This is a genomic window from Nesterenkonia sp. AN1 (assembly GCF_000582475.1).
In the GTDB taxonomy this organism is placed as follows: Bacteria; Actinomycetota; Actinomycetes; order Actinomycetales; family Micrococcaceae; genus Nesterenkonia; species Nesterenkonia aurantiaca.
Window position 1 is genome coordinate 93,030 of the sequence record NZ_JEMO01000023.1, and the last position, 26,386, is coordinate 119,415.

General features: G+C 67.7%; 23 protein-coding genes and 1 pseudogene. 12 read left to right on the top strand and 12 right to left on the bottom strand.

Features of this window, described 5'->3' with window-relative positions:
* Positions 1 to 17: 17 nt before the first annotated feature.
* A complete protein-coding gene (locus BG28_RS12150) occupies positions 18 to 1,115 on the top strand; it encodes an acyltransferase family protein (RefSeq protein WP_051501406.1) in 1,098 nt (365 codons plus the stop codon).
* Here BG28_RS12150 and mfd read toward each other — a convergent pair.
* Together mfd and BG28_RS12160 are read right to left on the bottom strand one after the other, a co-directional pair.
* The gene (gene mfd / locus BG28_RS12155) at positions 1,082 to 4,711 is read right to left on the bottom strand and encodes a transcription-repair coupling factor (protein ID WP_036477247.1); all 3,630 of its coding nucleotides are present in this window, start codon (positions 4,709 to 4,711) and stop codon (positions 1,082 to 1,084) included. The genes BG28_RS12150 and mfd overlap by 34 nt on opposite strands.
* A gap of 132 nt (positions 4,712 to 4,843) precedes the next feature.
* On the bottom strand, positions 4,844 to 6,061 hold the full coding sequence (locus BG28_RS12160) for a calcium/sodium antiporter (RefSeq protein WP_341802709.1): 1,218 nt from the start codon (positions 6,059 to 6,061) through the stop codon (positions 4,844 to 4,846).
* A gap of 89 nt (positions 6,062 to 6,150) precedes the next feature.
* On the opposite strand from BG28_RS12160, the gene BG28_RS12165 reads away from it, so the two are divergent.
* Entirely contained in the window at positions 6,151 to 6,654 is a 504-nt protein-coding gene (locus tag BG28_RS12165; RefSeq protein ID WP_051501407.1) for a DUF2505 domain-containing protein, read from the top strand.
* Positions 6,655 to 6,708: 54 nt separating this feature from the next.
* On the opposite strand, the gene BG28_RS12170 is transcribed toward BG28_RS12165, so the two are convergent.
* From BG28_RS12170 to BG28_RS12205, 8 genes are all read right to left on the bottom strand, one after another.
* Positions 6,709 to 6,996 carry a hypothetical protein gene (locus tag BG28_RS12170; RefSeq protein WP_036477253.1) on the bottom strand — a complete coding sequence of 96 codons (288 nt, stop codon included), beginning with the start codon at positions 6,994 to 6,996 and terminating at the stop codon, positions 6,709 to 6,711.
* A gap of 103 nt (positions 6,997 to 7,099) precedes the next feature.
* Positions 7,100 to 7,771 carry a BON domain-containing protein gene (locus tag BG28_RS12175; RefSeq protein ID WP_036477257.1) on the bottom strand — a complete coding sequence of 224 codons (672 nt, stop codon included), beginning with the start codon at positions 7,769 to 7,771 and terminating at the stop codon, positions 7,100 to 7,102.
* Positions 7,772 to 8,062: 291 nt separating this feature from the next.
* Positions 8,063 to 8,641 (bottom strand): aminoacyl-tRNA hydrolase, encoded by a 579-nt coding sequence (gene pth, locus BG28_RS12180; RefSeq protein ID WP_036477259.1) that lies wholly within the window; start codon positions 8,639 to 8,641, stop codon positions 8,063 to 8,065.
* A 35-nt stretch (positions 8,642 to 8,676) separates the two neighbouring features.
* Entirely contained in the window at positions 8,677 to 9,315 is a 639-nt protein-coding gene (locus tag BG28_RS12185; protein WP_036477262.1) for a 50S ribosomal protein L25/general stress protein Ctc, read from the bottom strand.
* A gap of 193 nt (positions 9,316 to 9,508) precedes the next feature.
* Positions 9,509 to 10,195 carry a 3-oxoacid CoA-transferase subunit B gene (locus tag BG28_RS12190; protein ID WP_036477264.1) on the bottom strand — a complete coding sequence of 229 codons (687 nt, stop codon included), beginning with the start codon at positions 10,193 to 10,195 and terminating at the stop codon, positions 9,509 to 9,511.
* Positions 10,192 to 10,887, bottom strand: a complete 696-nt coding sequence (locus BG28_RS12195) for a 3-oxoacid CoA-transferase subunit A (protein ID WP_036477267.1) — start codon at positions 10,885 to 10,887, stop codon at positions 10,192 to 10,194. Before BG28_RS12195 ends, BG28_RS12190 begins: the two co-directional genes overlap by 4 nt.
* 12 nt (positions 10,888 to 10,899) lie before the next feature.
* Positions 10,900 to 12,114 (bottom strand): thiolase family protein, encoded by a 1,215-nt coding sequence (locus tag BG28_RS12200; RefSeq protein WP_036477269.1) that lies wholly within the window; start codon positions 12,112 to 12,114, stop codon positions 10,900 to 10,902.
* 112 nt (positions 12,115 to 12,226) lie between these two features.
* Positions 12,227 to 13,057: an IclR family transcriptional regulator C-terminal domain-containing protein gene (locus tag BG28_RS12205; protein ID WP_051501408.1), complete on the bottom strand. Its 831-nt coding sequence runs from the start codon at positions 13,055 to 13,057 to the stop codon at positions 12,227 to 12,229.
* 148 nt (positions 13,058 to 13,205) lie between these two features.
* Between BG28_RS12205 and BG28_RS12210 the strand changes: the two genes are divergently transcribed.
* Positions 13,206 to 14,810, top strand: a complete 1,605-nt coding sequence (locus tag BG28_RS12210) for a TIM barrel protein (RefSeq protein ID WP_369797235.1) — start codon at positions 13,206 to 13,208, stop codon at positions 14,808 to 14,810.
* Complete coding sequence (locus BG28_RS16860; protein ID WP_369797236.1) at positions 14,798 to 14,992, top strand: hypothetical protein; 195 nt, start codon at positions 14,798 to 14,800, stop codon at positions 14,990 to 14,992. The genes BG28_RS12210 and BG28_RS16860 overlap by 13 nt, the downstream gene beginning before the upstream one ends.
* 906 nt (positions 14,993 to 15,898) lie before the next feature.
* Here the strand turns inward: BG28_RS16860 and BG28_RS12220 are convergent.
* A complete protein-coding gene (locus BG28_RS12220; RefSeq protein WP_036477272.1) occupies positions 15,899 to 17,314 on the bottom strand; it encodes a PLP-dependent aminotransferase family protein in 1,416 nt (471 codons plus the stop codon).
* A 61-nt stretch (positions 17,315 to 17,375) separates the two neighbouring features.
* Here BG28_RS12220 and BG28_RS12225 point away from each other — a divergent pair, with 61 nt between their 5' ends.
* The 3 genes from BG28_RS12225 to BG28_RS16350 all read left to right on the top strand — a co-directional run bounded on the left by BG28_RS12225 (position 17,376) and on the right by BG28_RS16350 (position 19,891).
* Positions 17,376 to 18,065, top strand: a complete 690-nt coding sequence (locus BG28_RS12225) for a YitT family protein (protein WP_235181097.1) — start codon at positions 17,376 to 17,378, stop codon at positions 18,063 to 18,065.
* A gap of 333 nt (positions 18,066 to 18,398) precedes the next feature.
* Positions 18,399 to 19,760 (top strand): sodium/glutamate symporter, encoded by a 1,362-nt coding sequence (locus tag BG28_RS12230; RefSeq protein ID WP_235181098.1) that lies wholly within the window; start codon positions 18,399 to 18,401, stop codon positions 19,758 to 19,760.
* On the top strand, positions 19,727 to 19,891 hold the full coding sequence (locus BG28_RS16350; protein WP_235181099.1) for a hypothetical protein: 165 nt from the start codon (positions 19,727 to 19,729) through the stop codon (positions 19,889 to 19,891). The genes BG28_RS12230 and BG28_RS16350 overlap by 34 nt, the downstream gene beginning before the upstream one ends.
* Here BG28_RS16350 and BG28_RS12235 read toward each other — a convergent pair.
* Positions 19,888 to 21,356 (bottom strand): annotated as a pseudogene (locus BG28_RS12235) (NAD(P)/FAD-dependent oxidoreductase). The gene BG28_RS16350 and the pseudogene BG28_RS12235 sit on opposite strands and share 4 nt — an antisense overlap.
* A gap of 221 nt (positions 21,357 to 21,577) precedes the next feature.
* On the opposite strand from BG28_RS12235, the gene BG28_RS12240 reads away from it, so the two are divergent.
* Genes BG28_RS12240 through BG28_RS12260 form a run of 5 tightly spaced genes read left to right on the top strand, consistent with a single transcriptional unit; the run spans position 21,578 to position 26,336 of the window.
* Positions 21,578 to 22,117 (top strand): TRAP transporter small permease, encoded by a 540-nt coding sequence (locus BG28_RS12240; protein WP_051501409.1) that lies wholly within the window; start codon positions 21,578 to 21,580, stop codon positions 22,115 to 22,117.
* The gene (locus tag BG28_RS12245) at positions 22,114 to 23,388 is read left to right on the top strand and encodes a TRAP transporter large permease (protein WP_036477275.1); all 1,275 of its coding nucleotides are present in this window, start codon (positions 22,114 to 22,116) and stop codon (positions 23,386 to 23,388) included. The genes BG28_RS12240 and BG28_RS12245 overlap by 4 nt, the downstream gene beginning before the upstream one ends.
* On the top strand, positions 23,385 to 24,290 hold the full coding sequence (locus tag BG28_RS12250; RefSeq protein ID WP_084479703.1) for a shikimate dehydrogenase: 906 nt from the start codon (positions 23,385 to 23,387) through the stop codon (positions 24,288 to 24,290). The genes BG28_RS12245 and BG28_RS12250 overlap by 4 nt, the downstream gene beginning before the upstream one ends.
* 14 nt (positions 24,291 to 24,304) lie before the next feature.
* Positions 24,305 to 25,330, top strand: a complete 1,026-nt coding sequence (locus BG28_RS12255; protein ID WP_036477279.1) for a DctP family TRAP transporter solute-binding subunit — start codon at positions 24,305 to 24,307, stop codon at positions 25,328 to 25,330.
* Positions 25,331 to 25,340: 10 nt separating this feature from the next.
* Positions 25,341 to 26,336, top strand: coding sequence for a phosphotriesterase (locus tag BG28_RS12260; protein WP_051501410.1), 996 nt, complete (start codon positions 25,341 to 25,343; stop codon positions 26,334 to 26,336).
* Positions 26,337 to 26,386: the final 50 nt, after the last annotated feature.

A 26,386-nucleotide genomic window follows, 5' to 3' on the forward strand; every position in this document is an offset into this window, starting at 1 on the left:
TCCCCGCCCGGACCGTGATGACCACCTCGGCACTGCGACCCGTGCGCGCTCGGAATCTCGGGATCGACCTGTTGCGGGTCATCTCGGTCGCCGCGGTGGTCATCGGGCATGCCTGGGCCGGGATGCCCGGAGCCGAGTACCTGCAGATCTGGCGGATGCCGCTGTTCTTCTTCCTGGCCGGGTTCTTCTTCTCCACCTCGCGCAGCCTCACCGGGGAGCTGCAGGCCCGCAGCAAGAGCCTGGCGCTGCCCTACCTCGTCTGGCTGCTGCTGCTCAGCTCCGCTGTCTTGGCGATGGCGCACACCCCCTGGCCCTTCGAACCCGGCACCATCAGCGGTGCCTTCATCGGCGGGGCCCGCACCGATATGCCGTTCCTGGCCTTCTGGTTCATCTCGGTGCTCTTCTTCGCCGCGCTGCTGCTGCGCGCGGTGCTCGCCCTGCCCTGGTGGGTCGGGGTGCTCGTCGGTGTCTCCGGGTTCGCCCTGGCTCAGCTGCCCGACTCCGCCATGGCCTACACCCCGCTGGGGATCGGTCTGGTGCCGGCCTGTATGGCCTTCATGCTGGCCGGACACTGGTTCGGCCGTTTCATGCGCTCACCGCGCGGGCAGGGCCTGCCGGCCAAACCCTGGTGGGGGCTGCTCTGCCTGGGCATAGGCTTCGGCGCCGTGGCCAGCGGCGTGCCGACGATGAACATCAAATGGTCTGGCTTCGGCACATTCCTGCTCTCCCCCGCAGTCTCGGTGCTGATCAGCATAGGCCTGGTGCTGCTCTTCTCCACCGCGGTCAATGCGCTGCTCGGCGGCCAGCAGCCGCAGCGGGCGGATCCCTCGCACCAGCCGCGGCGCGGGCGCGTCCTGGGCCTGGTCATCTCTGAGCTGGTGCAGACCGCGACCTTCGTGGTCTTCTCGCACGCGCTGGTGCTCTATCTGCTGCTGCGCCTCTTCGATCTGGAGAACCCGGTGCTGCGCACCGTGATCGCGCTGGGTATCTGCTGGGCGCTGGGCACGATCGTCAACCGCACCCCGCTGGCGCTGCCGCTCAACGGACTGCCGCGGTCGGCGCTGCGCCGCCCCGGCGCGGCTCAGACCGGCGGGAAGATCGCCTCGAAGACCTGATTCAGCCAGGCCAGCAGCTCCCCGTCGGTGAGCTCCACGCCGGTGATCCCGCTGGTCTTGGGCTTGGGGATCAGCACCTGCTTCATGGTGACCTTGTGCTGACTGCCCGGATACATCCGCTCCAGACGCATCGCCTTGGACTCCGCGAGCTCGGCCACCGGGGCGAACCGGATGGACTGACCCTGGGTGCCGACGTCGTGGATGCCCGCGGCCCGGGCGCGGTTGCGGAACCGGGCCACCTCCACGATGTTGGTCACCGGGTCGGGCAGGTCGCCGTAGCGGTCCTGCCATTCGGTGATGACCTCGGCGATCTTCTCCTCGGTGTCCGCCGCGGCGAGCTTGCGGTAGCCCTCCAGGCGCAGCCGCTCCCCCGGAACATAGTCGTGGGGCAGGTGGGCGTTGATCGGAAGCTCGATCTTGACCTCGGTGAAGGTCTCCTCGGTGTCCCCGCGATAGTCGGCCACCGCCTCACCGACCAGGCGCAGGTACAGGTCGAAGCCGACCCCGGCGATGTGCCCGGACTGTTCCCCGCCCAGCATGTTGCCGGCGCCGCGGATCTCGAGGTCCTTCATGGCCAGCTGCAAGCCGGCACCGAGCTCGTTGTTCGCCGCCACCGCGCGCAGCCGCTCCAGAGCCACCTCGCCCAGCGGCTTCTCCGCCGGGTAGAGGAAGTAGGCGTAGGCCCGCTCTCGGGAACGCCCGACGCGTCCGCGCAGCTGGTGCAGCTGCGAGAGCCCGTAGGTGGAGGCCCGGTCCACGATCAGGGTGTTGGCGTTGGAGATGTCCAGGCCGGTCTCGATGATCGTGGTGGAGACCAGCACGTCGAAGCGCTTCTCCCAGAAGTCCTGGATGATCTGCTCCAGCCGGGTCTCGCTCATCTGACCGTGGGCGACCTCCACGCGTGCCTCGGGGACCAGCTCGCGGATCCTCGCGGCGGTGGCGTCGATGGAGGCGACCCGGTTGTGCACGAAGAAGACCTGGCCCTCGCGCATCAGCTCGCGGCGGATCGCGGCCGAGACCTGCTTATCGGTGTAGGGCCCGACATAGGTGAGCACCGGGTGCCGCTCCTCCGGCGGAGTGGCCAGCGTGGAGGTCTCCCGGATCCCGGCCATGGACATCTCCAGGGTGCGCGGGATCGGGGTGGCGGACATGGCCAGCACGTCCACGTTGGTGCGCATCTTCTTGAGCTGTTCCTTGTGCTCGACGCCGAAGCGCTGCTCCTCGTCGATGATCACCAGGCCCAGGTCGTGGAAGTCGACCTCCTTGGAGAGCAGCCGGTGGGTGCCGATGACGATGTCCACGCTGCCCTCGCGCAGACCCGCCATCGTCTCCTTGGACTCCTTGGCGGTCTGGAACCGCGAGAGCGGGGCCACCCGCACCGGGAACCCGGCGTAGCGCTCGGTGAAGGTCTCGTAGTGCTGGGAGACCAGAAGTGTGGTGGGCACCAGCACGGCGACCTGCTTGCCGTCCTGCACCGCCTTGAACGCGGCGCGGATCGCGATCTCGGTCTTGCCGTAGCCCACGTCGCCGGAGATCAGCCGGTCCATCGGGATCTCGCGCTGCATATCGGCCTTGACCTCATCGGTGGCGGTGAGCTGGTCCGGGGTCTCGGCATACGGGAAGGCGTCCTCCAGCTCCGACTGCCAGGGTGTGTCGGGGCCGAAGGAAAACCCGCGCGAGGCCATGCGTGCCGCGTAGAGCCTGATCAGCTCGCCGGCGATCTCCTTGACCGCCTTCTTGGCCTTGCGCTTGGTCTGGGACCAGTCGCTGCCGCCCATCTTGGAGAGCGAGGGCGCCTCTCCGCCGACATACTGCGAGACCTGGTCCAGCTGGTCGGTGGGGACCATCAGCCGGTCCTTGGCGCCGCCGCGCTTGGAGGCGGCGTACTCAAGGACCAGGTACTCGCGGATGCCCGCGGTGCCGGCCTTGATCGCCTGCGGGGAGCCGACCTTGCGCTGGATCAGCTCCACGAACTGCCCGATGCCGTGCTGCTCGTGGACCACATAGTCTCCGGGCTTCAGCGCCAGCGGGTCCACCACGTGACGACGACGCCGGGCCGGGACCTTCCGGGCGGAGCCGGAGTCCTGCCGGATCGCGCGGCCGAGCATCTCCGACTCGGTGAGCAGCGCCAGCTGCAGCGGGTCCACGGCGAAGCCCTCGGAGACGTTCGCGGTGGAGATTGTGATCGTGCCCTGGGCCGGGGGCTGGTCCAGGGTCTCGACCCGGACGCAGGGCACCTCGTGCTCGTTGAGCAGCTCCTGGACCCGCTGGGCGGAACCGGCGGCGGCGGTGGTGACCACCACGGACCAGTTCGCCTTGGCCCGCTCGCCCAGGAAGGTCATCACGTCTTCGACGCTGCCGCGGTAGCCGATCGGCTCGCGGGAGGCGATCGAGACGATGTCGGCGTCCTGTTCCAGCTCCTCGTCCAGTCCCAGCGAGGTCATCGACCACCAGCCGGCCCCGTGGGCGATCGAGGCGTCCCGGGTCTCAGCGAGGCTGGCGAAGCCCCCAGAGGCCAGGCCCTGCTGCTCGCTGCCGATCTGGGTGCCGCTGAGGTCCAACGGTGCGGCCGCGCCGTCGGGGGCTGCGGACCACGCGGCGGCGAGGAACTCCTCGTTGGTGGCGGCCAGGTCATGGGCGCGTCCACGGGTCTTCTCGGGTTCGATCACCACGGTGAGCGAACCGGCGGGCAGCTGGTCCACGAAGGGCACCATCTCGGGCACCAGCACCGGAGCCAGGGACTCCATGCCCTCGGCCGCGATCCCCTCCGCGAGCTTGGTGAGCAGATCCGCGGCGTGCGGCATCTGCGCGATGAGCTCCTTGGCGCGGGCCTTCACGGCCTCGGTGATCAGCAGTTCGCGGCAGGGGGCGGCGTCGAGCACCTCGGGGTGCTCGGTGGACTCGGTGTCCAGCGAGCGTTGATCGGCCACGGCGAACCAGCGCATCTGTTCGACCTCGTCGCCGAAGAACTCGATGCGCACCGGATGCGGCTCGGTGGGCGGGAAGACGTCGAGGATCCCGCCGCGCACGGCGAACTCGCCGCGCCGGGTGACCATGTCCACCCTGGAGTAGGCGGCGTCGGCGAGCTGCGCGACGGTCTGGTCGAAGTCCGCGAACTCACCGACCTTCAGCCGCACCGGCGCGAGGTCGCCCAGCCCGGCGACCAGCGGCTGCACCACCGCGCGGACCGGGGCGACGACGACGTCGAGCACCCCTCCGGCCTGATCCGGGTGGGCGAGCCGGCGCAGCACCCCGAGCCGGCGTCCGACAGTGTCGGAACGTGGGGAGAGCCGCTCGTGGGGCAGGGTCTCCCAGGAGGGGAAGTGCGCCACGGCGGCGTCAGGGGCGTAGGCGGCGAGCGAGGTGGCCAGCTCATCCGCCTCGCGGTCCGTGGCCGTGACGGCCAGCAGCGTGCCGGTGGAGCTGGTGCGGCGCAGCGTGGTGGCGATCTCCGCGATCAGCGCGGGACGCAGCCCGGTGGTCGAGGCGATCTGCAGCTCCTCGGTGCGCTCCCCTGCCGGGTGGGCGGCGGCCGCGGCGACCCGCTTATAGGAGGAGTTCGCCGTGAGCGCTGCGCGCAGACCTGACAGAGCCATAGAAGAGTGACGCCTCATTTCGCATACAGGACGATGCCGGAGATCCGCGGGCGGGGTTTTCGGCGCGGTGGGGTTTCGGCGCGGTGGGAGATTCGTGAGTTCGGGCCTCCCACAGGATACTCGCTGATCCGGCTAGGGTGCCCCGGTCCTGCCGGGCTCCTCCGCGGATGACCCGCCGCCCGGGAGCTTCCCGGTCCGGGCCGCGCGGCGGGTGCGCAGCACCCCGATCTCGTAGCCGACCAGGGCGGTGATCCAGAGCGCGGTGATCGGCAGCACGAACCAGAGCATCGCGGAGCTGAAGGGCTGCAGCGCGGCGTGACCGGCGGCGTAGAGCACCAGGTAGACCACATACGCGCTGTAGAACGTCACCAGGACCAGTCCCTCCCAGCGTCCGATCGCCTGGGCGGTGAACGCCAGCGGAAGCAGGACCATCGCGGTGGCGATCATCACCGGCAGGTCGAAGTTCACGGCGGCGGAGGCGACCTCCACCCCCTCGGGAGAGATGATCGAGGTCAGCCCGAGGACCGCACCGATGTTGAAGATGTTGCTGCCCACCAGGTTACCCACCGCCATGTCACGTTCTCCGCGCAGCGCCGCGATGACGCTGGTGGCGAGCTCCGGCAGCGAGGTGCCGATGGCCACGATGGTCAGCCCGATGATCAGGTCGCTGACCCCCAGGGACAGCGCGATGCTGCTCGCCGCCGAGACCAGCATCTGTGCGCCGACCACGAGCAGCGCGATGCCCACGGCGAGCAGCCCCAGGTCCACCATGATCGAGCGCCGCTTCGTGGTGCGCAGCCCCTTGGTCAGCTTCACCGAGCCGCCGCCGACCGCCCGGTCGACGTCGAGCGTGCCCTGTTGGCTCGAGATGGCCTGCTCGCTCGAAGCGGCCTGCTCGCGCCGTGTCTGACGCCGGGCGAGCACCACGGTGACCGCGAGGTAGACCACCAGCAGCCCCACCAGCACGGAGCCTTCAAGGGTGCTGACGCCGCCGTCGAGCGCCATCAGCAGCGCGATCACGGAGAACCCGATCATGATCGGGATGTCGACCTTGATCAGCTGGACCTTGACCACCAGCGCCCCGAAGATCGCGGTGAGTCCGAGGACGAAGAGGATGTTGGCGATGTTGCTGCCCACGACGTTGCCCAGGGCGAGTCCGGGTGAGCCGCTGAGCGCGGCGCCGGTGCTCACGGCCAGCTCGGGGGCCGAGGTGGCGGAGGAGACCACGGTCAGGCCGACGATCAGGGAGGACAGGCCGACGGTGCGGCCCAGCGAGGCAGCCCCTCGAACCAGGGCCTCGCCACCGCCGACGAGCAGGACGAAACCGCCCAGGAGCAGGAGAAGAGTCATGATGGTCACTCGCGCAACTTTACAATGGGAAAGTTCCGTGACCGCCGTCGCCGAACGCCTTCAGCAAGACGTCAACGAGGAGACCACCAGTGGCACTTGAATCAGAGCTCGTGATTCCGCACAGCGCGCAGGACATCATCAAGGCCTACGCCGATCGAGACTTCAATGAGCACCTCTCGAAGAAGGTCGGTGCGAAGCTGGTGAGCTTCGAGGTCGTCGGTCCGCTGGAGGGTCCCTTCGAGATCATCACCGAGCAGTCGATGTCGGCCGAGAAGCTGCCGGAGATCGCCAAGAAGGTCATCAAGGGCGAGGTCAGCGTGCACGTGACCCACTCCTGGGGCGCACCCGACGCCGCGGGTTCACGCCGGGCCGACACTGCGGTGAAGATCTCCTCGGCTCCGGTCTCCGCGCAGTCCGCGCAGAACCTGCATGTGCGCGGGGCCACCGAGACGCTCTCCACGGTCCGTGGCGACGTCAACGTCAGCATCCCGATCGTGGGCAAGAAGATCAAGGCAGCCGCGGAGCCGTATATGCGCAAGTTCGTGGACCTGCAGGCCCGCGAGGTCAGCGCCTGGATCTCCAGCCGCAGCTGATCCGGCTGCCGCTGTGGCCGACGGGCCGAAGCGCGCCTGCACCTGCTGCGGGCGTCACGCGGCCCTCCTGCCCTGGTGGCGGGCGGCGCGACGACCCAGCGGCGGGATCGAGGGCCGCGCGAGCGGCGGGATCGACGGCGCACCGACCACACCCGTGGTCGCTGCGGTGTTCTTCTCAGAGGATCCTCGGGCAGGCCTGCGGGTCTGCGCGAGGGTCTCCTGCGCCCTGGACTCCCGGGTGATGAAGTAGACGAGCACCATGAAGGCCGGCACGAAGACCAGGGATAGGATCAGGAAGAAGGACCAGATCAGATTCCAGAGATAGAGCCAATCGAACATCATGCGCCCCCTGCGCTGTGGTTCTGTGGAACTGAGATCGGTCAGCGCTTCGGATGACCGTCCTCGATCGGGATCGACCGGCTCCCGCGGCCCGGCCGCGTGCCGCTCAGTAGGGTCGAACGTTGATCCGATTGTCGACCTGGGTGACGTCCGGGGAGGACCAGGTGGCCGCCCCGGCCTGGTTCTTCTGCGCCAGGGTGGTGACATAGCCGGTGAGCACCGCCGTGTTCTCGACCACGGTGACGTTGATATGGCTGGCGTCGACCTGTGGGTTGCGAAACAGCGCGGTGCGGATGCGTTCTGCGGCGTCTTCGGCGCCTGGGCGGGAGATCAGCCTGATCTCGTTGAGCACCGACCGGACCCCGCGAATGTTCTCCACGGCCCGCTCGGCGGCATCACGTTGGAAGTGCCAGTCGACCTGCCCGGTGAGCGTGATGCACCCGGAGTCCACCTGTGGCCGCACGCTGGCCGGGATGTTCGCAGACCAGGTCAGTGCGCGTTCCGCGACCCGGGCGATGTCGGCGTCGGTGACCCATTTGGCCGACCGTGGGTTCACGATGAGGTGGTTCGTCACGCCCGCGATGCCGTGGACCCGGCGCATGGCGCGCGAGGCCGCGAGGAGTTCGAAGTAATCCCCCACCGCCCCCGAGAGCGTGACGACAGACGCCTCCACCTCGACCTGGATCTCCGAGGCGTCGAGATCAGGAGTCCAGTCGAGTTCGGCGAGGACCAGCGAGTGGATCTTGTGGTCTGAACGCGTTCTGGTAGCAATAATCACAGGCGGGCCTCCTCGTCGCTGCTCGCCGTCTGACGAGCTGTGACCAGCCTCTCCCGCTCGGCGTGCCAGATGTAGGGCCTTAGGTCCTACAGAGGTTCCCGGCGTTGCGCAAGCGGTTCGCCTCAGCTGTGGAAACCAGCTGTGGAAACCCGCGGCGTGAGCTCGAATCTGTCGCCCCGGGGCTGGGCACGGGCGGGACGCCGTCGGTCAGTGCAAGGGGTCAGGGCGCACGGTCATGCTCAGAGCCAGTGACCACGGTCAGTGCAAGGGGTCCGGGCCCAGGGGTCAGGATCAGTGCACGGCGTTCTGCGCGGCCGGCAGTCCATCGGAGACCAGCAGCTCCACCGCATCGGCCAGGCGGGAGATGAAGATCCCCAGCTCCTTCTGCTCGGCGGCGCTGAACTTCTGCAGCACGTAGTCCGCGCTGTCCATGCGTCCCGGGGGCCTGCCCACTCCGGCGCGCACGCGCAGGTAGTCGCGGTCGCCGCCGAGGTGGGTGGTGATGGACTTCAACCCGTTATGCCCGCCTTCGGAGCCGCCGCGCTTGAGCTTGGCTCGGCCGAAGTCCAGGTCGAGCTCATCGTGGACCACGATCAGGTTCTGCGTAGGGACGGAGAAGTAGTCCATCAGTCCGCGCACCGGTTTCCCGGAGAGGTTCATGTAGCCCTCGGAGATCGCGAAGACCACCTTGGGTCCGCCGGGACCCAATCGAGCCGCCACGGCCTTGGCCCCGACCTTGGTCCGCGTGTATTTCGCGTCCATGCGGTCGAGGAGTTCCTCGAGCACCATATGCCCGATATTGTGCCGGGTATGACGATAGCGGGACCCGGGGTTCCCGAGTCCCGCTACCAACCACGTCTCTGAAGCCATGCTTCGAGCCTAGTGGAGTCTCAGCGTGAGGTTGTTCAGCTGTCTTCGCCTTCGGCGTTCTCCTCGGACTCGCCTTCGGCGGTCTCGCCCTCAGCGGCCTCGTCCTCGGTGGTCTCTTCCTCCTCGCCCAGGTCCTGCTCGACGGGCTCGTGGATGGAGACGACCGGGGACTCCATGTCGCTCAGTGCCAGCGTGACACCCTTGGGCAGCGCGATGTGCTCCGGGAGGGCGTTCTCGTCGCGGTCTGTGATGTCCACGGTGACGTGCTCGGGCAGGTGGGTCGCCTCGGCCTCGACGGAGACGGTGGCCTGCTCCAGGATCCACTCGAAGCCGACTGCCGGCTCGCCGGTGACCTCGACGTAGACGTCGACGACGACCTTCTCGCCGCGACGCACGGTGAGCAGGTCCATGTGGTCGATCGAGCGCTTGATGATGTCGCGCTGGATGGCCTTGGGGATCACCAGCTGCTCGGTGCCCTCGATGTCCAGGGTGATCAGCGCGTTGGGGTTACGCACTGCCAGGTGGGTCTGGTGACCGGGGAGCACGACGTGGATGGGGTCTTCGCCGTGGCCGTAGACCACTGCCGGGATCAGGTCGTCGCGGCGGGCCTTGCGGGCTGCGCCCTTGCCGAACTCGGTGCGCTTCGTGGCGGGAATGACAATCTTGTCAGCCATGGTGTTGTCCTTCGTTGGTTGGATTCGTATTGATCCAGGCACCAACGACAAGTGAATTCCAGGCTCTCCGCGCATGAGCAGCGGTGATGTTCTCCTGCAAGTTCGCCTCGTCGATCACGGGGCTGACGTCTCACGGATCGATCCGCAGATGTCGCCCCCTCGCCTGGGCACAGCTGATGACTATACCAGCTGGCTAGCCGGCGATCACCACCGGGAAGTCGAACCGCTTCACCAGCTCCTCGGGTGCGATCCCGTAGGCCTCGCGCAGCACCAGCCGGGGCCCGCCGTCCCGCGCCTCGATCAAGAAGACCCCGTGATCGGTGTAGACCCGACTCACGCAGCCCAGCCCGGTCACCGGGTAGCTGCAGTCGGCCACGATCTTGGGCGTCCCGTCCTTGGCGAACAGCGACATCATCACGAAGACCTCTTTGGCCCCGATGGCGAGATCCATGGCTCCACCCACAGCCGGAATGGCGTCCGGCGCACCGGTGGACCAGTTGGCCAGGTCCCCGCCCGTCGAGACCTGGAAGGCGCCCAGGACGCAGACGTCGAGATGTCCGCCGCGCATCATCGCGAAGGAATCGGCGTGGTGGAAGTAGCTGGCGCCGGGGAGTTCGGTGACCGGGATCTTCCCGGCATTGATCAGCTCCTCGTCGATGTCCTCACCGTGGGCCTGCGGGCCCATGCCGAGCATCCCGTTCTCGGTGTGCAGGGTGACCTGCTGCTCGGGCGTGAGGTAGTCGGAGACCTTGGTGGGCTGGCCGATCCCGAGGTTCACGTAGGAGCCGGGCGCGATGTCGGCCGCGACGAGCTTCGCGAGGTCTTCGCGGGAGAGCGGCTGCTGGCCCATCTGGCTGGCGGTGCTGTTCTGGCTGCTCATGCTTCCTTCACTTCCTGGGTCTGGCTGGTGCGCGGAGTCAGGGCCGTCACCGTGTCCACGTAGATGCCCGGGGTGACGACATTCTCCGGATCAAGGGAGCCGCTCGGCACCAGCTCCGCGACCTGGACGACCGTATGCGAGGCGGCGGCGGCCATCACCGGGCCGAAGTTCCGGGCGGTCTTGCGGAAGACCAGGTTGCCGACGTCGTCGGCTTTGAGCGCCTTGATCAGCGCGACGTCGCCGCGGATCGGGTGTTCCAGCACGTAGTTCCGGCCCTCGATCTCGCGGGTCTCCTTACCCTCGGCAAGGCTTGTGCCATAGCCGGTGGGGGTGAAGAAGGCGCCGATGCCGGCACCGGCGGCGCGCAGCCGCTCGGCGAGGTTGCCCTGCGGCACCAGCTCCAGCTCGAGCTCCCCGGCGCGGTATGCCGCATCGAAGTGCCAGGAGTCCGACTGCCTCGGGAAGGAGCAGATCACCTTGCGCACCCGACGCTCCTTGATCAGCAGCGCGAGACCGCGGTCCCCCTGCCCGGCATTGTTGCTCACGACGGTCAGGTCGGTGGTGCCGGAGTCCAGGAGCGCGTCGATGAGCTCCATGGGCTGCCCGGCGTTGCCGAAGCCGCCGAGCAGCACCGTGGCGCCGTCGCGCACGCCGGCGACGGCCTCGGCGGCGGTGTCTACGAATTCAGTCATCGATTCTTCCCTCTAGTTCTGGGTGGGATGGGTGGTTGCGTTCTCCAGCACGACGGCGAGGCCCTGACCCACGCCGATGCACAGTGTTGCCACGCCCCAGCGTTCGCCGCTGAGCTGCATCCGCTTCGCCAGAGTGGCCAGCACACGGGTGCCCGAAGCGCCCAGCGGATGGCCGATCGCGATGGCGCCGCCCCAGGCGTTGACGATCTCCGGGTCGATATCCCAGGCGTCGAGGCAGGCCAGGGACTGCGCGGCGAACGCTTCATTGAGCTCCACCGCACCGACCTCGGCCCAGCCGATCCCGGCCCGGGCCAGCGCCTTGTTGCTGGCATCAACCGGGGCGTAGCCGAAGTACTGCGGCTCATTGGCGGCGGCGGCCCAGCCGGCGATCCGCACCTGTGGGGTCAGGCCCAGCTTCTCTCCGCCGGCCGCGGATCCGAGCCAGACGGCGGAGGCGCCGTCGTTCATCGGGGAGGCATTGCCGGCGGTGACGGTGCCGTTCTCGGAGCGGAAGACCGTCCGCAGCCCGGCGAGCTTCTCACTCGTGACACCGGCCCGGATGGTCTCATCGGTGTCCAGGTCCACGCCGGGCACGGCCACGGTGAGGTCGGCGAGGTGGCCCTGGGCCCAGGCGCGGGCGGCAAGCTCATGGGAGCGGGCCGCGAAGGCGTCCTGCCGTTCGCGGCCGATACCGTGGCGCTCGCGCAGCTGCTCGGTGGCCTCCCCGAGCGAGACGGTCCACTCCTTGGGCATGCGCTCGTTGATCAGCCGCCAGCCCAGTGTGGTGTTGGCCAGCTCGAGGTTGGCCATCGGGAAGGGGCGTTCGGTCTTGGGCAGCACCCAGGGAGCCCGCGACATGGATTCCACACCGCCGGCGAGGATCACATCGGTCTCCCCCAGCGCGATCTGCCGAGCCCCGGAGATCGCGGCGTCCAGGGAGGATCCGCAGAGTCGGTTGATCGTGGTGGCGGGCACGTGGACCGGCAGCTTCGCGAGCAGCCAGGCCATGCGCGCCACATTGCGGTTCTCCTCGCCGGCGCCGTTGGCGTTGCCGAAGACCACTTCCCCGACGACCTCCCCGGCGTTCTCCGGGGTCAGCCCGGGGGCCTGTGCCACCAGTTCGGAGATCACCAGCGCGGCGAGGTCATCCGGACGCTGACCGGCCAGGGCCCCGCCGACCTTGCCGAAGGGGGTCCGAAGACCCTGATAGACGAAGACGTCCTGCATATGAGCTCCCTGATCCCTGGACGAAGCCACACCTATGTTCGCTATGCAAACATGTGTGCGCTATGTACCAGGAAGCATAGTCGGCGCTTCCTGGTTTTTCCAGAGGTGCGGGTCAGAGGCCCTGGGGCACGGTGAGCCGACGGACGTCCTCACCCAGGGATCGGATCAGGTCCTCCACCGCCGCGGCGCAGCGCTGCAGATCAGGCAGCGTCCGAGCCAAGGACTCCTGAGCGGACTCCCTGCCGGCCGAGAGCGAGGTGTTCAGCGCGAGCACGGTGTTCCCGGCGGCGTCGCGGACCGGAACCGCCACCGAGCGCAGCCCGTCCTCGAGCTCTTCATCGACCACCGCATAGCCTGTGGCGCGGACCTCCGCGATGATCTCGCGCAGCCGGGTCGGGTCGGTGACGGTGCGCGAGGTGTAGGCCCGATGGTCTGCGGTGCGCAGACGCTCCTCGAGCGCCTCCTCCCCCAGCCCGGCGAGCAGCACCCGCCCCATCGAGGTGGCCAACGCCGGCAGCTTGGTGCCCAGTCCGAGGTCGATCCGCATGATCCGGCGGGTGTGCACCCGGCAGACATACATCACCTCATCGCCGAGAAGCAGCGCCGCCGAGCAGGATTCGCCGAGCTTCCCGGAGAGCTCACCGAGCGAGGGCTGCAGCAGCTCATGCCAGCCGCGCCCGGACCAGTAGCCCTGCCCGAGCCCGAGCACCTTGGGCGTGAGCTCGAAGAACCGGCCATCGGTATAGGCGTAACCCTCATGGACCAGGGTGAGCAGCATGCGCCGTGCGGTGGCCCGGCTGATCTCGGCGCGCCGGGCGACATCGGAGAGCGTCAGCCTGGGCTCCGTGGCGGAGAAGGACTCAAGGACCCGGAGCCCGGTCGAGAGTGATCGAACGAACTCGTTGCGATTGACGCCGGGCTGCGCGGGGGGCTCCTGATCCATGCAGTGATCCTATCCATCCGCTGAACCTCCCCTCCCTTCGCTGAGGGGCGGATTCTCCGAGTGGTTGACGCGGTTCTCGGGTCAGAATGCACGCTGAATCCGCCTCTCAACGCTGACCGCGCAATGTAATGTTTGGTACATTGCCGCTATGCGCACCTCAATCGCCACCGTCTGCCTCTCCGGAAGTCTCACCGACAAGCTGCAGGCCTGTGCCGATGCGGGGTTCGACGGCGTCGAGATCATGGACACCGACCTCACGGTCTCCTACGAATCTCCGGAAGAGATTCGCGCGCTGTGCCAGCGCCTGGGGCTGCGCATCGACCTGTTCCAGCCCTTCCGCGACTTCGAAGGCGTCAGCGAAGAGCTGCTCGCGGAGAACCTGCGCCGCGCCGAGGCGAAGTTCCAGCTGATGAACCGCCTGGGCGCGGAGACCATCCTGGTGTGCAGCAACGCCGGCACGGCCACCGTCGACGACGACGCGGTGGTCGCCCAACAACTGGCCGCGCTGGCCGACCTCGCCGCCGGCTACGGAATCCGGATCGCCTATGAGGCACTGGCCTGGGGCCGCTACGTCAACGACTACCGACACGCCTGGCGGCTGGTCCAGCTCGCCGACCGCCCGAATCTCGGCACCTGCCTGGACAGCTTCCACATCCTGGCCCGCGGCCACGACCCGGCGGAGATCGAGCACATCGACGGGGAGAAGATCTTCTTCCTCCAGCTTGCCGACGCACCGCAGCTCGATATGGACGTGCTCTCCTGGAGCAGGCATCACCGACTGTTCCCCGGCGAAGGCTCCTTCGACCTCAGCGGCTTCCTGACCCATGTGCTCAAGGCCGGCTACACAGGTCCGCTCTCACTCGAGGTCTTCAACGACACCTTTCGGCAGACCGATGTCACCAGCACCGCCGCCCATGCACGACGGTCGCTGACCTGGCTGGCGGACCGCGCCTCGGCAGCCAATGGGTGGAGCACCGACCGGCTCCCCTCCGCGCAGAGCCCGCGCAGCGTGGACTTCGTGGAGATCACCGGATCCGATCTCGGGGCGGCGGATGAGACCCTGGACCAGCTCGGCTTCACCTTCCGCGGCAAACACCGCACGAAACAGGTGCGCCTGTGGACCCTGGGCTCCACCCGGATCATCCTCAATGAGCAGAGCCAGCAACCGGCACCGCACCTCTCAGCGATCGGACTGCTGGTCGACGACGCCGGCCAGGCCCTTGCCCGCGGAGCTGCGCTGGGCGCGCCGGTGGTGTTCCGCCGCACCTACGCCGGGGACCACGAGCTCCGAGCCCTCGGCGCCCCGGACGGGACGGTCATCTACTTCAACGATGCGCCGGCTGAAGACACCTGGGTCACCGAGTTCGAGGGTGGGCAGGCTGCCGTGGAGTCCAGCCACGCGGTGGATCACATCAACCTGTCCTACCGCTGGCATGAGTTCGAAGAGACGGTGCTCTTCTTCCACAGCGTGCTCGGGCTGCAGGCGCAGACCCCGGAGAACGTGCCCAGCCCACAGGGCCTGGTGCGCAGCCAGGTCATGCGCACCGCCGATGCCACGGTGCGGCTGCCGCTGAACCTGGCCCCACCCACTGCCCCGCTGCCCCCGCGTCACATCGCGGTGACCTGCACGGACATCCTTGAACTGGCGCGCGAGCGCAGGAGCGCGGACTGCGCTTCCTGTCCATCCCGGACAACTATTACGCCGATCTCCACGCCCGCTTCGGGCTGGATGAGGACTACTTGTCCCAGCTGAAGACGCTGAACCTGCTCTATGACCGAGACGCCGACGGCGAGTTCATCCACTTCTACACCCCCACGATCGGGGGGCTCTTCCTGGAGATGGTCCAGCGCACGGGGACCTACGACGGCTACGGCGCGGCCAATGCCCCGGTCCGCCTGGCAGCCCAGCGCCGCCAGCTACGACCCCTTCGCTGAGGTACGGATGCCGCGACTAGAGGAGTGAGCCAGGGCGGTGCTGGTGGGGTTGAGTGGACGGCGAGCCTTTACGCCTCAAGGCTGCAGCACAACCATGGGTGGATGACTCCTGGAACAGAGACGCTGACCGCGGTCCTGGAGAACGTCGGGGACACCTCATGGTGGGCCGGACTGCTGACCGTCTTGGCCTCACAGTCCGGAAGCACGCAACAGCGCTTTGTGGGTCAGGTCAATGGTGAAACGCGGTACAAGAGCTCCACGTTCCCTGTGGCAGGGTCAACCAACTCCATCCCTCCCCAGGAGCAGTGGGCACCGGGACTCACCGCCGCGTTGGATGAGCTGCGAGACGATCTGGCCCGAGACGGGTGGGAGCAGCTGACCAGAGGGAAGCAACCATGGTCCCTGACGTTTCGGCGGGCAGACCCTTCGGCCACCTAGCCACCTAGCCGCCGATCGGCACACGACGAAGAAGACCCACACGCGCAGCCGCGCCGACCACTGTGGAATCCTCAGTATCCTCGACGCACCTCGACAGGCGGTGCATGGCTGACGGCGCCGGTTGGTGAGCCTGGTCTCGCGCCGCTGGGATCGACACTCCTGCGGGTGACCTGACCTGTATCGGACGGTGTGCAAGGTGCTCCTGGGCGGCATTTTTCAAGAGGCTCCGACGGAGCTGTTCCTGCTTCCAATGTAGGAGTCGTCGGCGTAGGACCCGACTGTATTGAGGTTTTCACCCACGGCTTGAACCCTTCTAAGGTCGACTTCTTCGTCCTCGCAAGTTCGGCCCCTTCCAGCACAGAGGACCTGTGGATGACAGCGGCAGACGGCGGCATTCCGGCAACTCTGTCTGATTCATCGTTTCGGCCACGTCGTCGAGTTGCGAGCAGTGAAGCTCTCAGCCGCACCTCAGACCAGGGCAGGCTTGAACTCTGTTCCCACCGCGCGGCTTTGGTCCACGCGGCGCCAGGCCTCGGCCAAGATCTCCACCGCAAGGCTGGTCTCCTCCGCGGGGTAGCTGAGTGGGAAGCGGAGGAAGCGCTCGAAGGCTCCCCCGAGTCCGAACCGTGGGCCGGCACCGATGGGGAGGCCGCCGTCGCGCGCCGCCAGGGCGAGCTGAGAACTGACAGGTTCTCCGATGTTGACCCAGGTGCACAGCCCACCCGCGACGTGCGGCACCTCCCACTGGGGGAAGTTCGCTCGGAGCAGGTGCTCGACGTGATCGCGCCCCTCGGTGAGCTGAACGGTCCGGAAGCGCAGGATCTCGTCGTACTGCCCGAGCAGCTCAAGGGCGATGAGCTGTTCGAGGATCGGGGTGCCCAGGTCCTGGGCGTATCGTGCTTGCTCGAGTCGTCTGATCTTCTCGGGCTGCGCGCGGATCCACCCGATCCTCAGCCCTCCCCACACCGTCTTGCCCATAGACCCCACAAGAATCGCCGGCCCATACGCCGCCAGCGGCGCTCCCGCGGCCCCGTCGATACGCAGGTCCGCCGTCGTCTCATCTGCGACCACCAGCGAGTCGTGGCGGGTGGCGAGGTCCATGAGCAGCTCGCGCTGGCAAGCCGGCATGACGGCGCCCGTGGGGTTGTGGAAATCTGGCATGACATACGCGAGCGCCGGATTCGCGCTGCGGAAAGCCTGCATGAGCCCGTGATCGTCCCAGCCCCGTCGAGGGTCGACCGTGACGGTCACGAGTTTGCGAGCAGCGAGTCCCAAGGCGTCGTAGGCGTGGGGGTAGCTCGGAGCCTCCACCAGAGCGGTATCTGCACGGGACAGGAAGGTCTTGGTGATCAGTGAGATCGCATGCTGGGCACCCAGCGTCACCATGATGTTCTCAGGGTCGGTCGGTAGGCCTTTAGCCGTGTACCGTTCGGCCAGCGCCTGGCGGAGTCGTGGCAGCCCGAGTGGATCATAGCCCGTGCCGCTCAAGTAGGCCGGCAACGCTCGGGCGGCTCGCAGCGAGGCCTCCCCGACCTGCGGGGCCGCGGGGAGCGCGGCCTTGCTGAAGTCGAGAGTGGTGGTGGTGCGCGCCTCGACGTCCTCCACCGGGCTAAAACGTCCCGGAATCGCGACCACGCTGCCCGATCCACGGGTGCTGTGGAGGTACCCAGCCTCTCGAAGACGCGCATAGGCCGCGGCGACGGTCGTGCGGCTCACCCCCAGCTCGGAGGCAAGCTCACGTTCCGCGGGCAGCCGCGTGCCGAGCGGAATCCGTCCATCCAGGGTGAGAAGCCTGATGCGATCCGCGAGCGCGCTATAGGCGGGCCCGGCCACGCGCCAGGCACCGAGCTCAGCGGCCAACCGGCGAGCAGTGAGAACCATCATCAGTCCACCCTGCCACAATTGGCATCTTGTCGTAATGCCAATCGGCTGGTGAACTTCTCTCATGAGTCTTCTCAGCGCGTGGCGCAGCACCCAACTCTTGATCGGGTTGTTCCTCTACGGGTTCTCGCTCGCGATGATGATCAGAGCCACCCTCGGCGTCTCGCCCTGGGACGTCCTGGGTCTAGGCTCCGCACTGCAGACAGGCCTCCCTTTCGGCGTCATGACCAACATCATCGGCCTGATCGTGCTGCTGCTGTGGATCCCGCTTCGGCAGAAGCCCGGAGTCGGCACCATCCTCAATGTCCTCCTCGTAGGCCCCAGTGCGGAGGTCGGCCTGGCGGTCCTCCGGGAACCCGAGACCCTATGGGCACGCATCCTGTTGTTTGCCGGCGGCCTGATCCTCCTCGCCGTGGCGAGCGGGCTCTACATCGGTGCGCAATACGGACCCGGGCCCAGAGACGGGCTCATGACTGGAATGCACCGCCGCTTCGGATTGCCCATCTGGTTCGTGCGCACCGCGATCGAAGGCACAGTTCTTCTCCTCGGCTGGCTCCTTGGTGGCCCTGTCGGAGTTGGAACGGTCGCCGTGGTCCTGCTCATCGGCCCGCTGGTCCACCTGGCACTGCCCATCTTCCATATCCCCACACCCGAGCAAAGCACCCAAAGCCCAGGACCGTCACACCCCGATCGATCCTCACAGACCAAGAGTGCGGACCTCGCCGATGAAGACCGCGAACTCAAGGGGGCATGACTGCACCGGCCCGGGAGCGCCTTCCCGTCGCCAGCTGCAGCTGCAGCGACGTGCTTCGAAACGTCTGGAGGGGAATGGATCTGTGCTCCAGGCACGCCCTCTTGCGAAGAGTCTTGGATGACAGCACCGTTCGACATCGGTCCCATGATCCTGGCGCAGGTCGTATGTCCGATCACAACCTGTGAAGCCAGGAACACCGCAGGACTCGGGAACTGAACCCAACCCCTCATCAGCCGGGCCCGGTCAGGTCCTCGCCACAGGGCCTGAATTGTGGTGTGCTTCTCTTCACACGTGCGGCCGTCCTGGGCGGTCCACTTCGGAGAGGGGTATCGGATGAGTCCAGAGGTCGTCGGGTTTGCGATCGTGCTGCTGGCAGCAGTGATGCTGATCGGCAAATACGTCCGGGTCAAAGTGCCATTCATTCAGAAGCTCCTGCTGCCCAGCGCCATCATCGCGGGTTTCATCGGACTCATCATCGGCCCCCAGGTCTTGGGCCGTCTCGGCGAGCCCCTGGGCTGGGGCTGGTTGGAGGACGGGGGCCTACTGACCACTGGAATCTTCGACGTCTGGGCCGAACTGCCCGGCCTGCTGATCTCAGTGGTCTTCGCCACCTTGTTCCTGGGATCGAGGATTCCGTCCCCGGTGCGGGCAGCAAAGCTGGTCGGCCCGCAGCTCTCCATCGGAGTGGCCTACGGCTCCGGGCAGTACGTCGTAGGCATCACGCTGGGACTCCTGGTGCTCTCTCCGCTGCTCGGGGTGGACCCGATCTTCGGTGCGCTGCTCGAGATCGCTTTCGAGGGTGGACATGGCACCGCGGCCGGCATGCAGCCCGCCTTCGACGACATGGGAATCCCAGAAGCCACAGACCTCGCCCTGGCCATCGCCACTGTGGGACTCGTCTTCGGCATCCTGATCGGCATCTCGGTCATCAACTGGGGCGTGCGCACCGGGCGGACCCGAGTGATCAAGAACGTCTCCAAGCAGTCCAAGGCCGAACTGCGCGGGCTCTACAGCAAGAAGGAGAACGTCTCCACCGGCCGGATGACCGCGCGTCCCAGCTCGATCGAACCGCTGACGCTGCACGTGGCCATCGTGGGACTGGCCATCATCATCGGGTGGCTCCTCCTGGAAGGGCTGGTCTGGGTCGAGGACCAGCTCTGGGGCCAGCCGGGATCGGTCTTCTCCGAGGAGGGCCTGACCCTGCTGGGCTACGTCCCGCTGTTCCCGCTGGCGATGATCGGTGGAGTGATCATCCAGCTGATCCTGGATCGCACCGATAACACCAACCTGGTCGACCACGAGACGATGAAGCGCATCCAGGGGCTCGCCCTGGACATCCTGATCGTGGCCGCACTGGCGACCATCTCCTTGGAGGTCATCGCGAACTTCTGGGAGACCTTCCTGATCCTCTCGGTCGCGGGGATCCTGTTCTGCACCACGATCCTGCTGATCTGCACCCCACGCATCATCCCGGAGTTCTGGCTCGAGCGCGGCATCGCTGACTTCGGCCAGTCCATGGGCGTCACGGCCACCGGTCTGGTGCTGCTGCGAGTGGCCGATCCCTACGACGAGTCCCCAGCCCTGGAGCCTTCGGCTATAAGCAGCTGTTCTTCGAGCCGTTCTTCGGAGGCGGGCTGGTCACCGCCCTGGCGATCCCGATCATGGTCGCCACCGGCAATGTCTATATCGTCCTGATCCCGATGATCGTGTTGTTCATCGCCTCCCTGGTGGTCGGCCGGATCTACTTCCGCGGAGTGCGTTCGGGCAGGTGGAAGGACCCTTCCGTGGAGGCGGCCAAGGCGTCCCAGGAGCCATCCGACGCCTAGGTCCCCGTCCTTGCGGGGCGGCCGTAGGCCTCGAGCAGCCGCAGCCAGACCTCGCTGATCGTGGGATAGGCCGGGACCGCGTGCCAGAGACGATCCAGCGGGACCTCGGCACTGACCGCGATCGTCGCGGCATGCAGCAGCTCAGCCACGTCGGGACCCAGGAAGGTCATCCCCAGGATCACCCGACGCTGTTCATCGACGATCATGCGCGCCCGGCCCGAGTACCCATCGGCATACAGTGCCGCACCTGCGACGTCGCCCAGCTCGCGGTCCACCACCCGGATCTCATATCCGGCCTCACGGGCCTCCGCCGCGGTGAGCCCGACCGTAGCGACCTCCGGGTCGGTGAAGGCACCTGAGGCACGGCCGCGTGATCTGCCGTGGCGACATGTGCACCCCAGGGGGCATCATCGATCTGGGCCCCCCGGGCACGCGCGACGATGACGTCCCCGGCCGCCCGGGCCTGGTACTTGCCCTGATGGGTCAGCAGCGCCCGATGCGTGACATCGCCGAGGGCGTAGAGCCAGTCGAACCCCGGGACCCGCATGGTGTCATCGGTCGGAATCCAGCTCCCCGACTCCAGACCGATGCTCTCCAGACCCAGGTCCCCGGTGCGCGGGGTGCGACCCGTGGCGGCGAGCGCCTCGTCCACGTGCAGCGCGTCACCGGCCGAGGTCTCCAGCCTCACTCCCTCGCGGGTGCGGGCGACACTCACCGGCGAGGTGTTCAGCCGCAGGCTCACCCCCTGGGCCTGCAGCGACTCGCCGACCAGTTCCCCGGCGAAGGGCTCCATTCCGCCGAGCAGCCCGCTGCGCGCCAGCAGCGTCACCTCGGAGCCGAGGGAGGCATACGCCGTGGCCATCTCCACTGCCACCACACCCCCGCCGATGATGGCGAGGCGGCCAGGAACCTGCTGCGCGCTGGTAGCTTCGCGGCTGGTCCAGGGATGTGACTCGTGCAGGCCGGTCACGGGTGGAATCGCCGCTGCGGAGCCGCTGGCGATGGCCACCGCATGGCGAGCGGTGAGTGTCTGGACGCCGCCGTCGGCCGAGGTGACGCTGACCTGCCGGGGCCCCGTGATCCGGGCATGACCACGGAGCAGCTCGATCCCAGCGCCCTCGAGCCAGCTCACCTGCCCCTCGTCCTTCCACCCGCTGGTGAAGGAGTCGCGGCGGGAGAGCACCGCGTCGACGTCGAGCTCCCCGGTCACCGCCTGGGCGGCTCCGGAGACTCCGTGGGCGGCCCGCAGCGCCTGGGCCGAGCGCAGCAGCGCCTTCGAGGGCATGCATGCCCAGTAGGAGCACTCCCCACCGACGAGCTCGGCCTCCACGATCACCACGCTGAGGCCCCCCTGAACGGCGCGGTCGGCGGCGTTCTCACCGACGGCTCCTCCCCCGATGACGATCAGGTCGTAGACCTGGCCCGCCGAAGACTGCTGATCCGGTGCTTCTGCCTGGGATTCCATGACTGCTCCTTGAGATGGCTGGAGTGCTCTCCGGTCGCTGCTCGGCCCGGCGGCACGAGATGCCGCTGCGCGTTGTTCTAGTGCTCAACGCGACACCCACGCGCTCTATTCATCACGCCTGGACCCAGCCGAGGCTGTGACCTTTGACACCTAATGTACGAACCGGTACGTTTATTCCAGTCGATGTGGCATGCGCCACTTTTCTTGATCAAAGGAATCCCGTGACCGACACCAGGAAACCCCTGAGCCGCAGAGTGGTGGACACGCTCACGCGGCTCGAGCTCGGCTTCGCGGGCGTGATGCTGCTCGTGATCCTCGTCCTCGTCTTCACCCAGGCCGCCCAGCGCTACACCTCTTTCGAGGGCATCGCCTGGACCGGTGAGATCTCCCGGTTCGGGCTGGCATGGATGACCTTCTCGGTGGCCGGGGTGCTGATCACCCTGCGTGGGCACATCGCCCTCGAGGTGGTCGACACCCTGCCCGCGCCGCGCCTGATCCGCACCGTGCAGGTCGCCTCGCTGCTCATCGTCGCCGTCATCGCGATCGGGCTGACCCGGGAGGCCTGGGGGCTGGTCCAGACCCAGGGGGCGCTGCGCTCCCCCGTGTTGGGCATGTCCATGGCACTGGTCTACATCCCGGTGCTCACCGGGATGCTCAGCACGGTCGTCCGTTCCCTGGTCGCCGCCTTCATGATCGCCCGGCACGGCCCGATCCTGCCCACCGCTGAACTGACGCCCGCCATCGTGGAGGACCGCTCGTGACACTCATACTGCTTGGCGTGGCCATCGCCGTACTGCTGCTGATCCGGGTCCCGGTGGCCTTCGCCTTCCTCGGTCCCTCCCTGGTCTACATGCTCTTCGAGGGACAGGCCTCGGGCACCAGCCTGCGCCAGGTCACCAACGCCGTGCAGAGCTTCCCGCTGTTGGCCGTGCCGCTCTTCGTCTTCCTGGGCACCCTGGCCAACCACGCGGGACTCGCCGACCGGCTCTTCCGCTTCGCCATGGCCGCCCTGGCCAAGATCCGCGGCAACCTCGGCTATGTGACCGTGGGCGCCAGCGTCGGCTTCTCCTGGATGAGCGGCTCCGCGGTGGCCGATGCAGCCGCGCTGGGCAAGGTCCAGATCCCGGCGATGCTGCGCAACGGCTATACCCGCCGCTTCGCCACCGGGCTGTCCGCCGCCTCCTCACTGATCGCCCCGGTGATGCCGCCGAGCATCCCCGCGGTCATCTACGCCGGCCTCGCAGCGGCCTCCACCGGCGCGCTCTTCGCGGCCTCCGTGGTCCCCGCGCTGCTCATGGCGGTGGGCCTGTGCCTGGTGGTCTGGATCCTGGTCCGGCGCAATCCGCAGCTCACCGCGGGCCGCTTCGACCGGCAGGAGCTGCTGGCCTCCACCAAGGGCGTGCTGCTGCCCGCGGTGACTCCGGTGATCATACTGGGCGGCATCCTGGGTGGCCTGTTCACCCCCACAGAAGCAGCCGCCGTCGCCGTCTTCTGGGTGCTGCTGATCTCGCTGGTCCAGCGCTCGCTGTCCTGGAAGGGCTTCCTCGCAGCAGTCCGCGAGACCGTCATCACCACCGGCGCGATCATGCTGATCGTGGCCTCGGCCGCGCTTCTGGGCCACATCATGGCGCTGGAGCGGCTGCCGCAGCTGCTCACCGAGACGCTGCTGGGGATCACCGAGAGTCCGATGGTCTTTCTGCTGCTGGTCGCGCTGCTGATGCTGATCCTGGGCACGGTCATCGACGCCACCGCGATCCTGGTGCTGGTGGTCCCGATCCTGCTTCCGATCGCGCTGCAGTACCAGATCGACCCGATCGTGCTGGGCGTGGTGCTGATCCTCTCGCTGATGATCGGCCTGCTCACCCCACCGGTGGGCACGGCGCTGTTCGTGACCGCCTCGGTCTCGAACACCCGCGTCGGCGAGGTCTTCAAGGGCGCGCTGCCCTTCGCGATGCCGGCGGTGATCGTGCTGCTGCTGGTGATCATCTTCCCCAACGCGCTGATGTTCTTCCCGGAGGTGCTCGGACTGTGAGCAACCCCGACATCGGACGCAGCATCCTGGCCGGTCTGATCGGCCACGGCGTGGGACCCTCGCTGACCCCGCCGATGCACGAGCTCGAAGGCTCCCGACATGGCATGCGCTATATCTACCGCAGCATCGAATTCGCCGGCGGCGCCGATTCCCTCCCGGATCTGGAACGGCTGCTCGAGATGGCGCGCCGGCTGGGCTTCAACGGGCTCAACATCACCTTTCCCGCGAAGCAGAACATCATGCCGCTGCTGGATCGGCTGGGACCCTCGGCGGCCATGATCGGCGCGGTGAACACCGTGCTGTTCGACGAGGACGGCGCCGCCGTCGGGCACAACACCGACGTCACCGGCTTCAAAGCCTCCATCGATGACGCGCTCGCGCAGAACCGGTGCGGACACGTGGTGCTCGTCGGAGCCGGAGGCGCCGGGTCCGCCGTCGCCCACGCCCTGGTGATGCGCGGGGTCGAGAGCCTGCAGGTGGTCGATGTGGACGCACAGAAGTGCGCCGCGCTGGCGGCCAGCGTGCACGCGGCTCACGGATTCAGCATCGGCCAGGCCACCCCGGACCAGCTCCCGCAGCTGCTGGCACGCGCCGACGGCGTGGTCAACGCGACCCCCTTCGGCATGGCGCACCACCCCGGCACACCCTTCGACCCCGAACTGCTGCAGCCCCGGCACTGGGTGGCCGACGTCGTCTACCGCCCGGTGGACACGGCGCTGCTGCTTGCGGCGCAGAAGCGCGGCTGCCTCACCATCTCGGGACTCGGCATGGCCATGCACCAGGCCGCCGACGCCTTCGAGATCTTCACCGGGAACACCGCAGACCGCTCCGCCATGCTCCAAGACCTCAATGCCCTGATCGAAGCCGAATCACTCCACCCTGGTGCAGCGCTGCACCGATGAAAGGAACACCCACCATGCTCAAGTCCAAGAAGACCCTCAGCAAGGCAGCCGTGCTGGCCGCAGTCCCGATCCTGGCGCTGACAGCCTGCGGCGGCAACGGCGACGGCGGAGACGCGGGCGGCGATGGCGAGACCACCGAGCTGACCCTGGCGCACAGCTACAACGACGACCAGCCCCAGGCCCGCTGCGGCGCCGACGTGATCAAGGAAGAGGTCGAGGCCGCCGACGTCGGACTGAGCATCGAGATCTACGGTGCCAGCCAGCTCGGCGGCGACGCCGACCGGATCGCCTCGGTGGCCTCCGGCGACGTGGACATCGACATCCAGGGCGCCTCCGCCCTGGGCGCGGTCTACGAGCCGATCAGCGTGCTCGACGCCGCCTACGCCTTCGACGACGCCGATCACCTCGCCCGGTTCATGGAGAGCGAGGACGGCGCGGCACTCACCGAGGCCTTCGCCGAGGAGGCTGGGATCCAGACCCTGGGCGCATGGTCCGCCGGCGCCCGGCACTTCACCTCGAATGAGCCGATCCGCAGCCCTGAGGACCTCGCCGGGATGCAGATCCGCTTCCCCGGATCGCCGCAGTTCCTGATGAACGCCCGGGCGCTCGGCGCGGACGCGGTGGAGGTCGCCTATGAGGAGCTCTACCTCTCGCTGCAGCAGGGCGCGGTGGACGGCCAGGAGAACCCGATCACCAACATCGAGTCGGAGAACCTCGCCGAGGTCCAGGACTACCTGAACCTCTCCGCGCACCAGCTCAACACCAACCTGGTGATCATGTCCGAGGAATGGAACAACCTCGACGAGGAGCAGCAGGAGGCGCTCAGCGCCGCCGTGGACTCCGCGGTCACCCAGGTCACCGACTGTGTGGTCGAGGACGAGGAGGTCACGCTGGAGGAATGGCGCTCGGGCGATGACTGGGAGGTCATCGAGGATGTCGACGTGGAGGCCTTCCAGGAGCAGACCGTGAGCAACCTCGAGGATGCTCTCGAGGGCGAATCTCTGGAGGCCTTCGAGTCCATCCGCTCCGCGAGCGAGTGACACCACCTCTATGTCCAGCCCGAACCCCGGCCTGATCCCCGGCACGGTCCCCACGCTCACCGGAGAGGTGACCGGCGCAGAGCTGGGCACCACGCTGGTGCATGAGCACCTGATCGTCGGTGATCCTCAGCTGGATCGGGACCTGCCCCACCCCGAGTGGGACTCCACCGCGGTCATGGCCGAGGCCGTGAGGCAGCTGCAGGGGCTGGCAGAGCTGGGCGTAGAGACGATCGTGGACCTCACCGTCCCCGGTCTCGGACGAGATGTGCGGCGGGTCGCTGAACTGGCCCGCCGCACCTCGGTCCGGATCCTGGCCGCCACCGGCTGGTACACCAGCGACGTGCTGCCGCACTTCTTCCACCTCAACGGCCCGGGGCGGCTGGTGGATGGCCCGGATCCGCTGCTGCGACTGTTCCTGGGCGACATCCAGGAGGGCATCGCCGGCACCGAGCTGCGGGCGGCACTCATCAAGGTCTGCTCGGACAGGGCCGGAATCACCGAGGACGTGGCCCAGGTCTTCACCGCAGCGGCCGAGGCGCACCGGATCACCGGGGTGCCGATCACCACCCACTCGGACCCGGGATCAGGCGGAGGCCTGGATCAGCAGCGGCTGCTCGGGCGCCTGGGCGTGGATCTGACCCGGGTGGTCATCGGGCACAGCGGGGACTCCACCGACCTGGGCTACCTTCAGGAGCTCGCCCAGGCCGGGTCCTTCCTGGGCTTCGACCGTTTCGGGATGCGTCATACCGGCTCCGATGAGGACCGGATCACGATGCTGCTGAACCTCCTGGAGCTCGGTCTCGAGGACCAGCTGCTGCTCTCCCATGATGCGGCCGTCTTCAGCCGGATCACCCCGCCCTCCTGGCGGGCAGCGCACGCCCCGCACTGGCGGATGGATCATCTGCACCGACGGATCCTGCCCCGCCTGCGCACGCAGGGCCTGGACCCTGCGCTGGAGCACCGGCTGATGGTGGAGAACCCGCGTCGGATGCTGACAGGAGCATGACGGGCCACCTTTCTGAGCCTGAGGCATCTGATACTGTCGCGGCTGAGCCA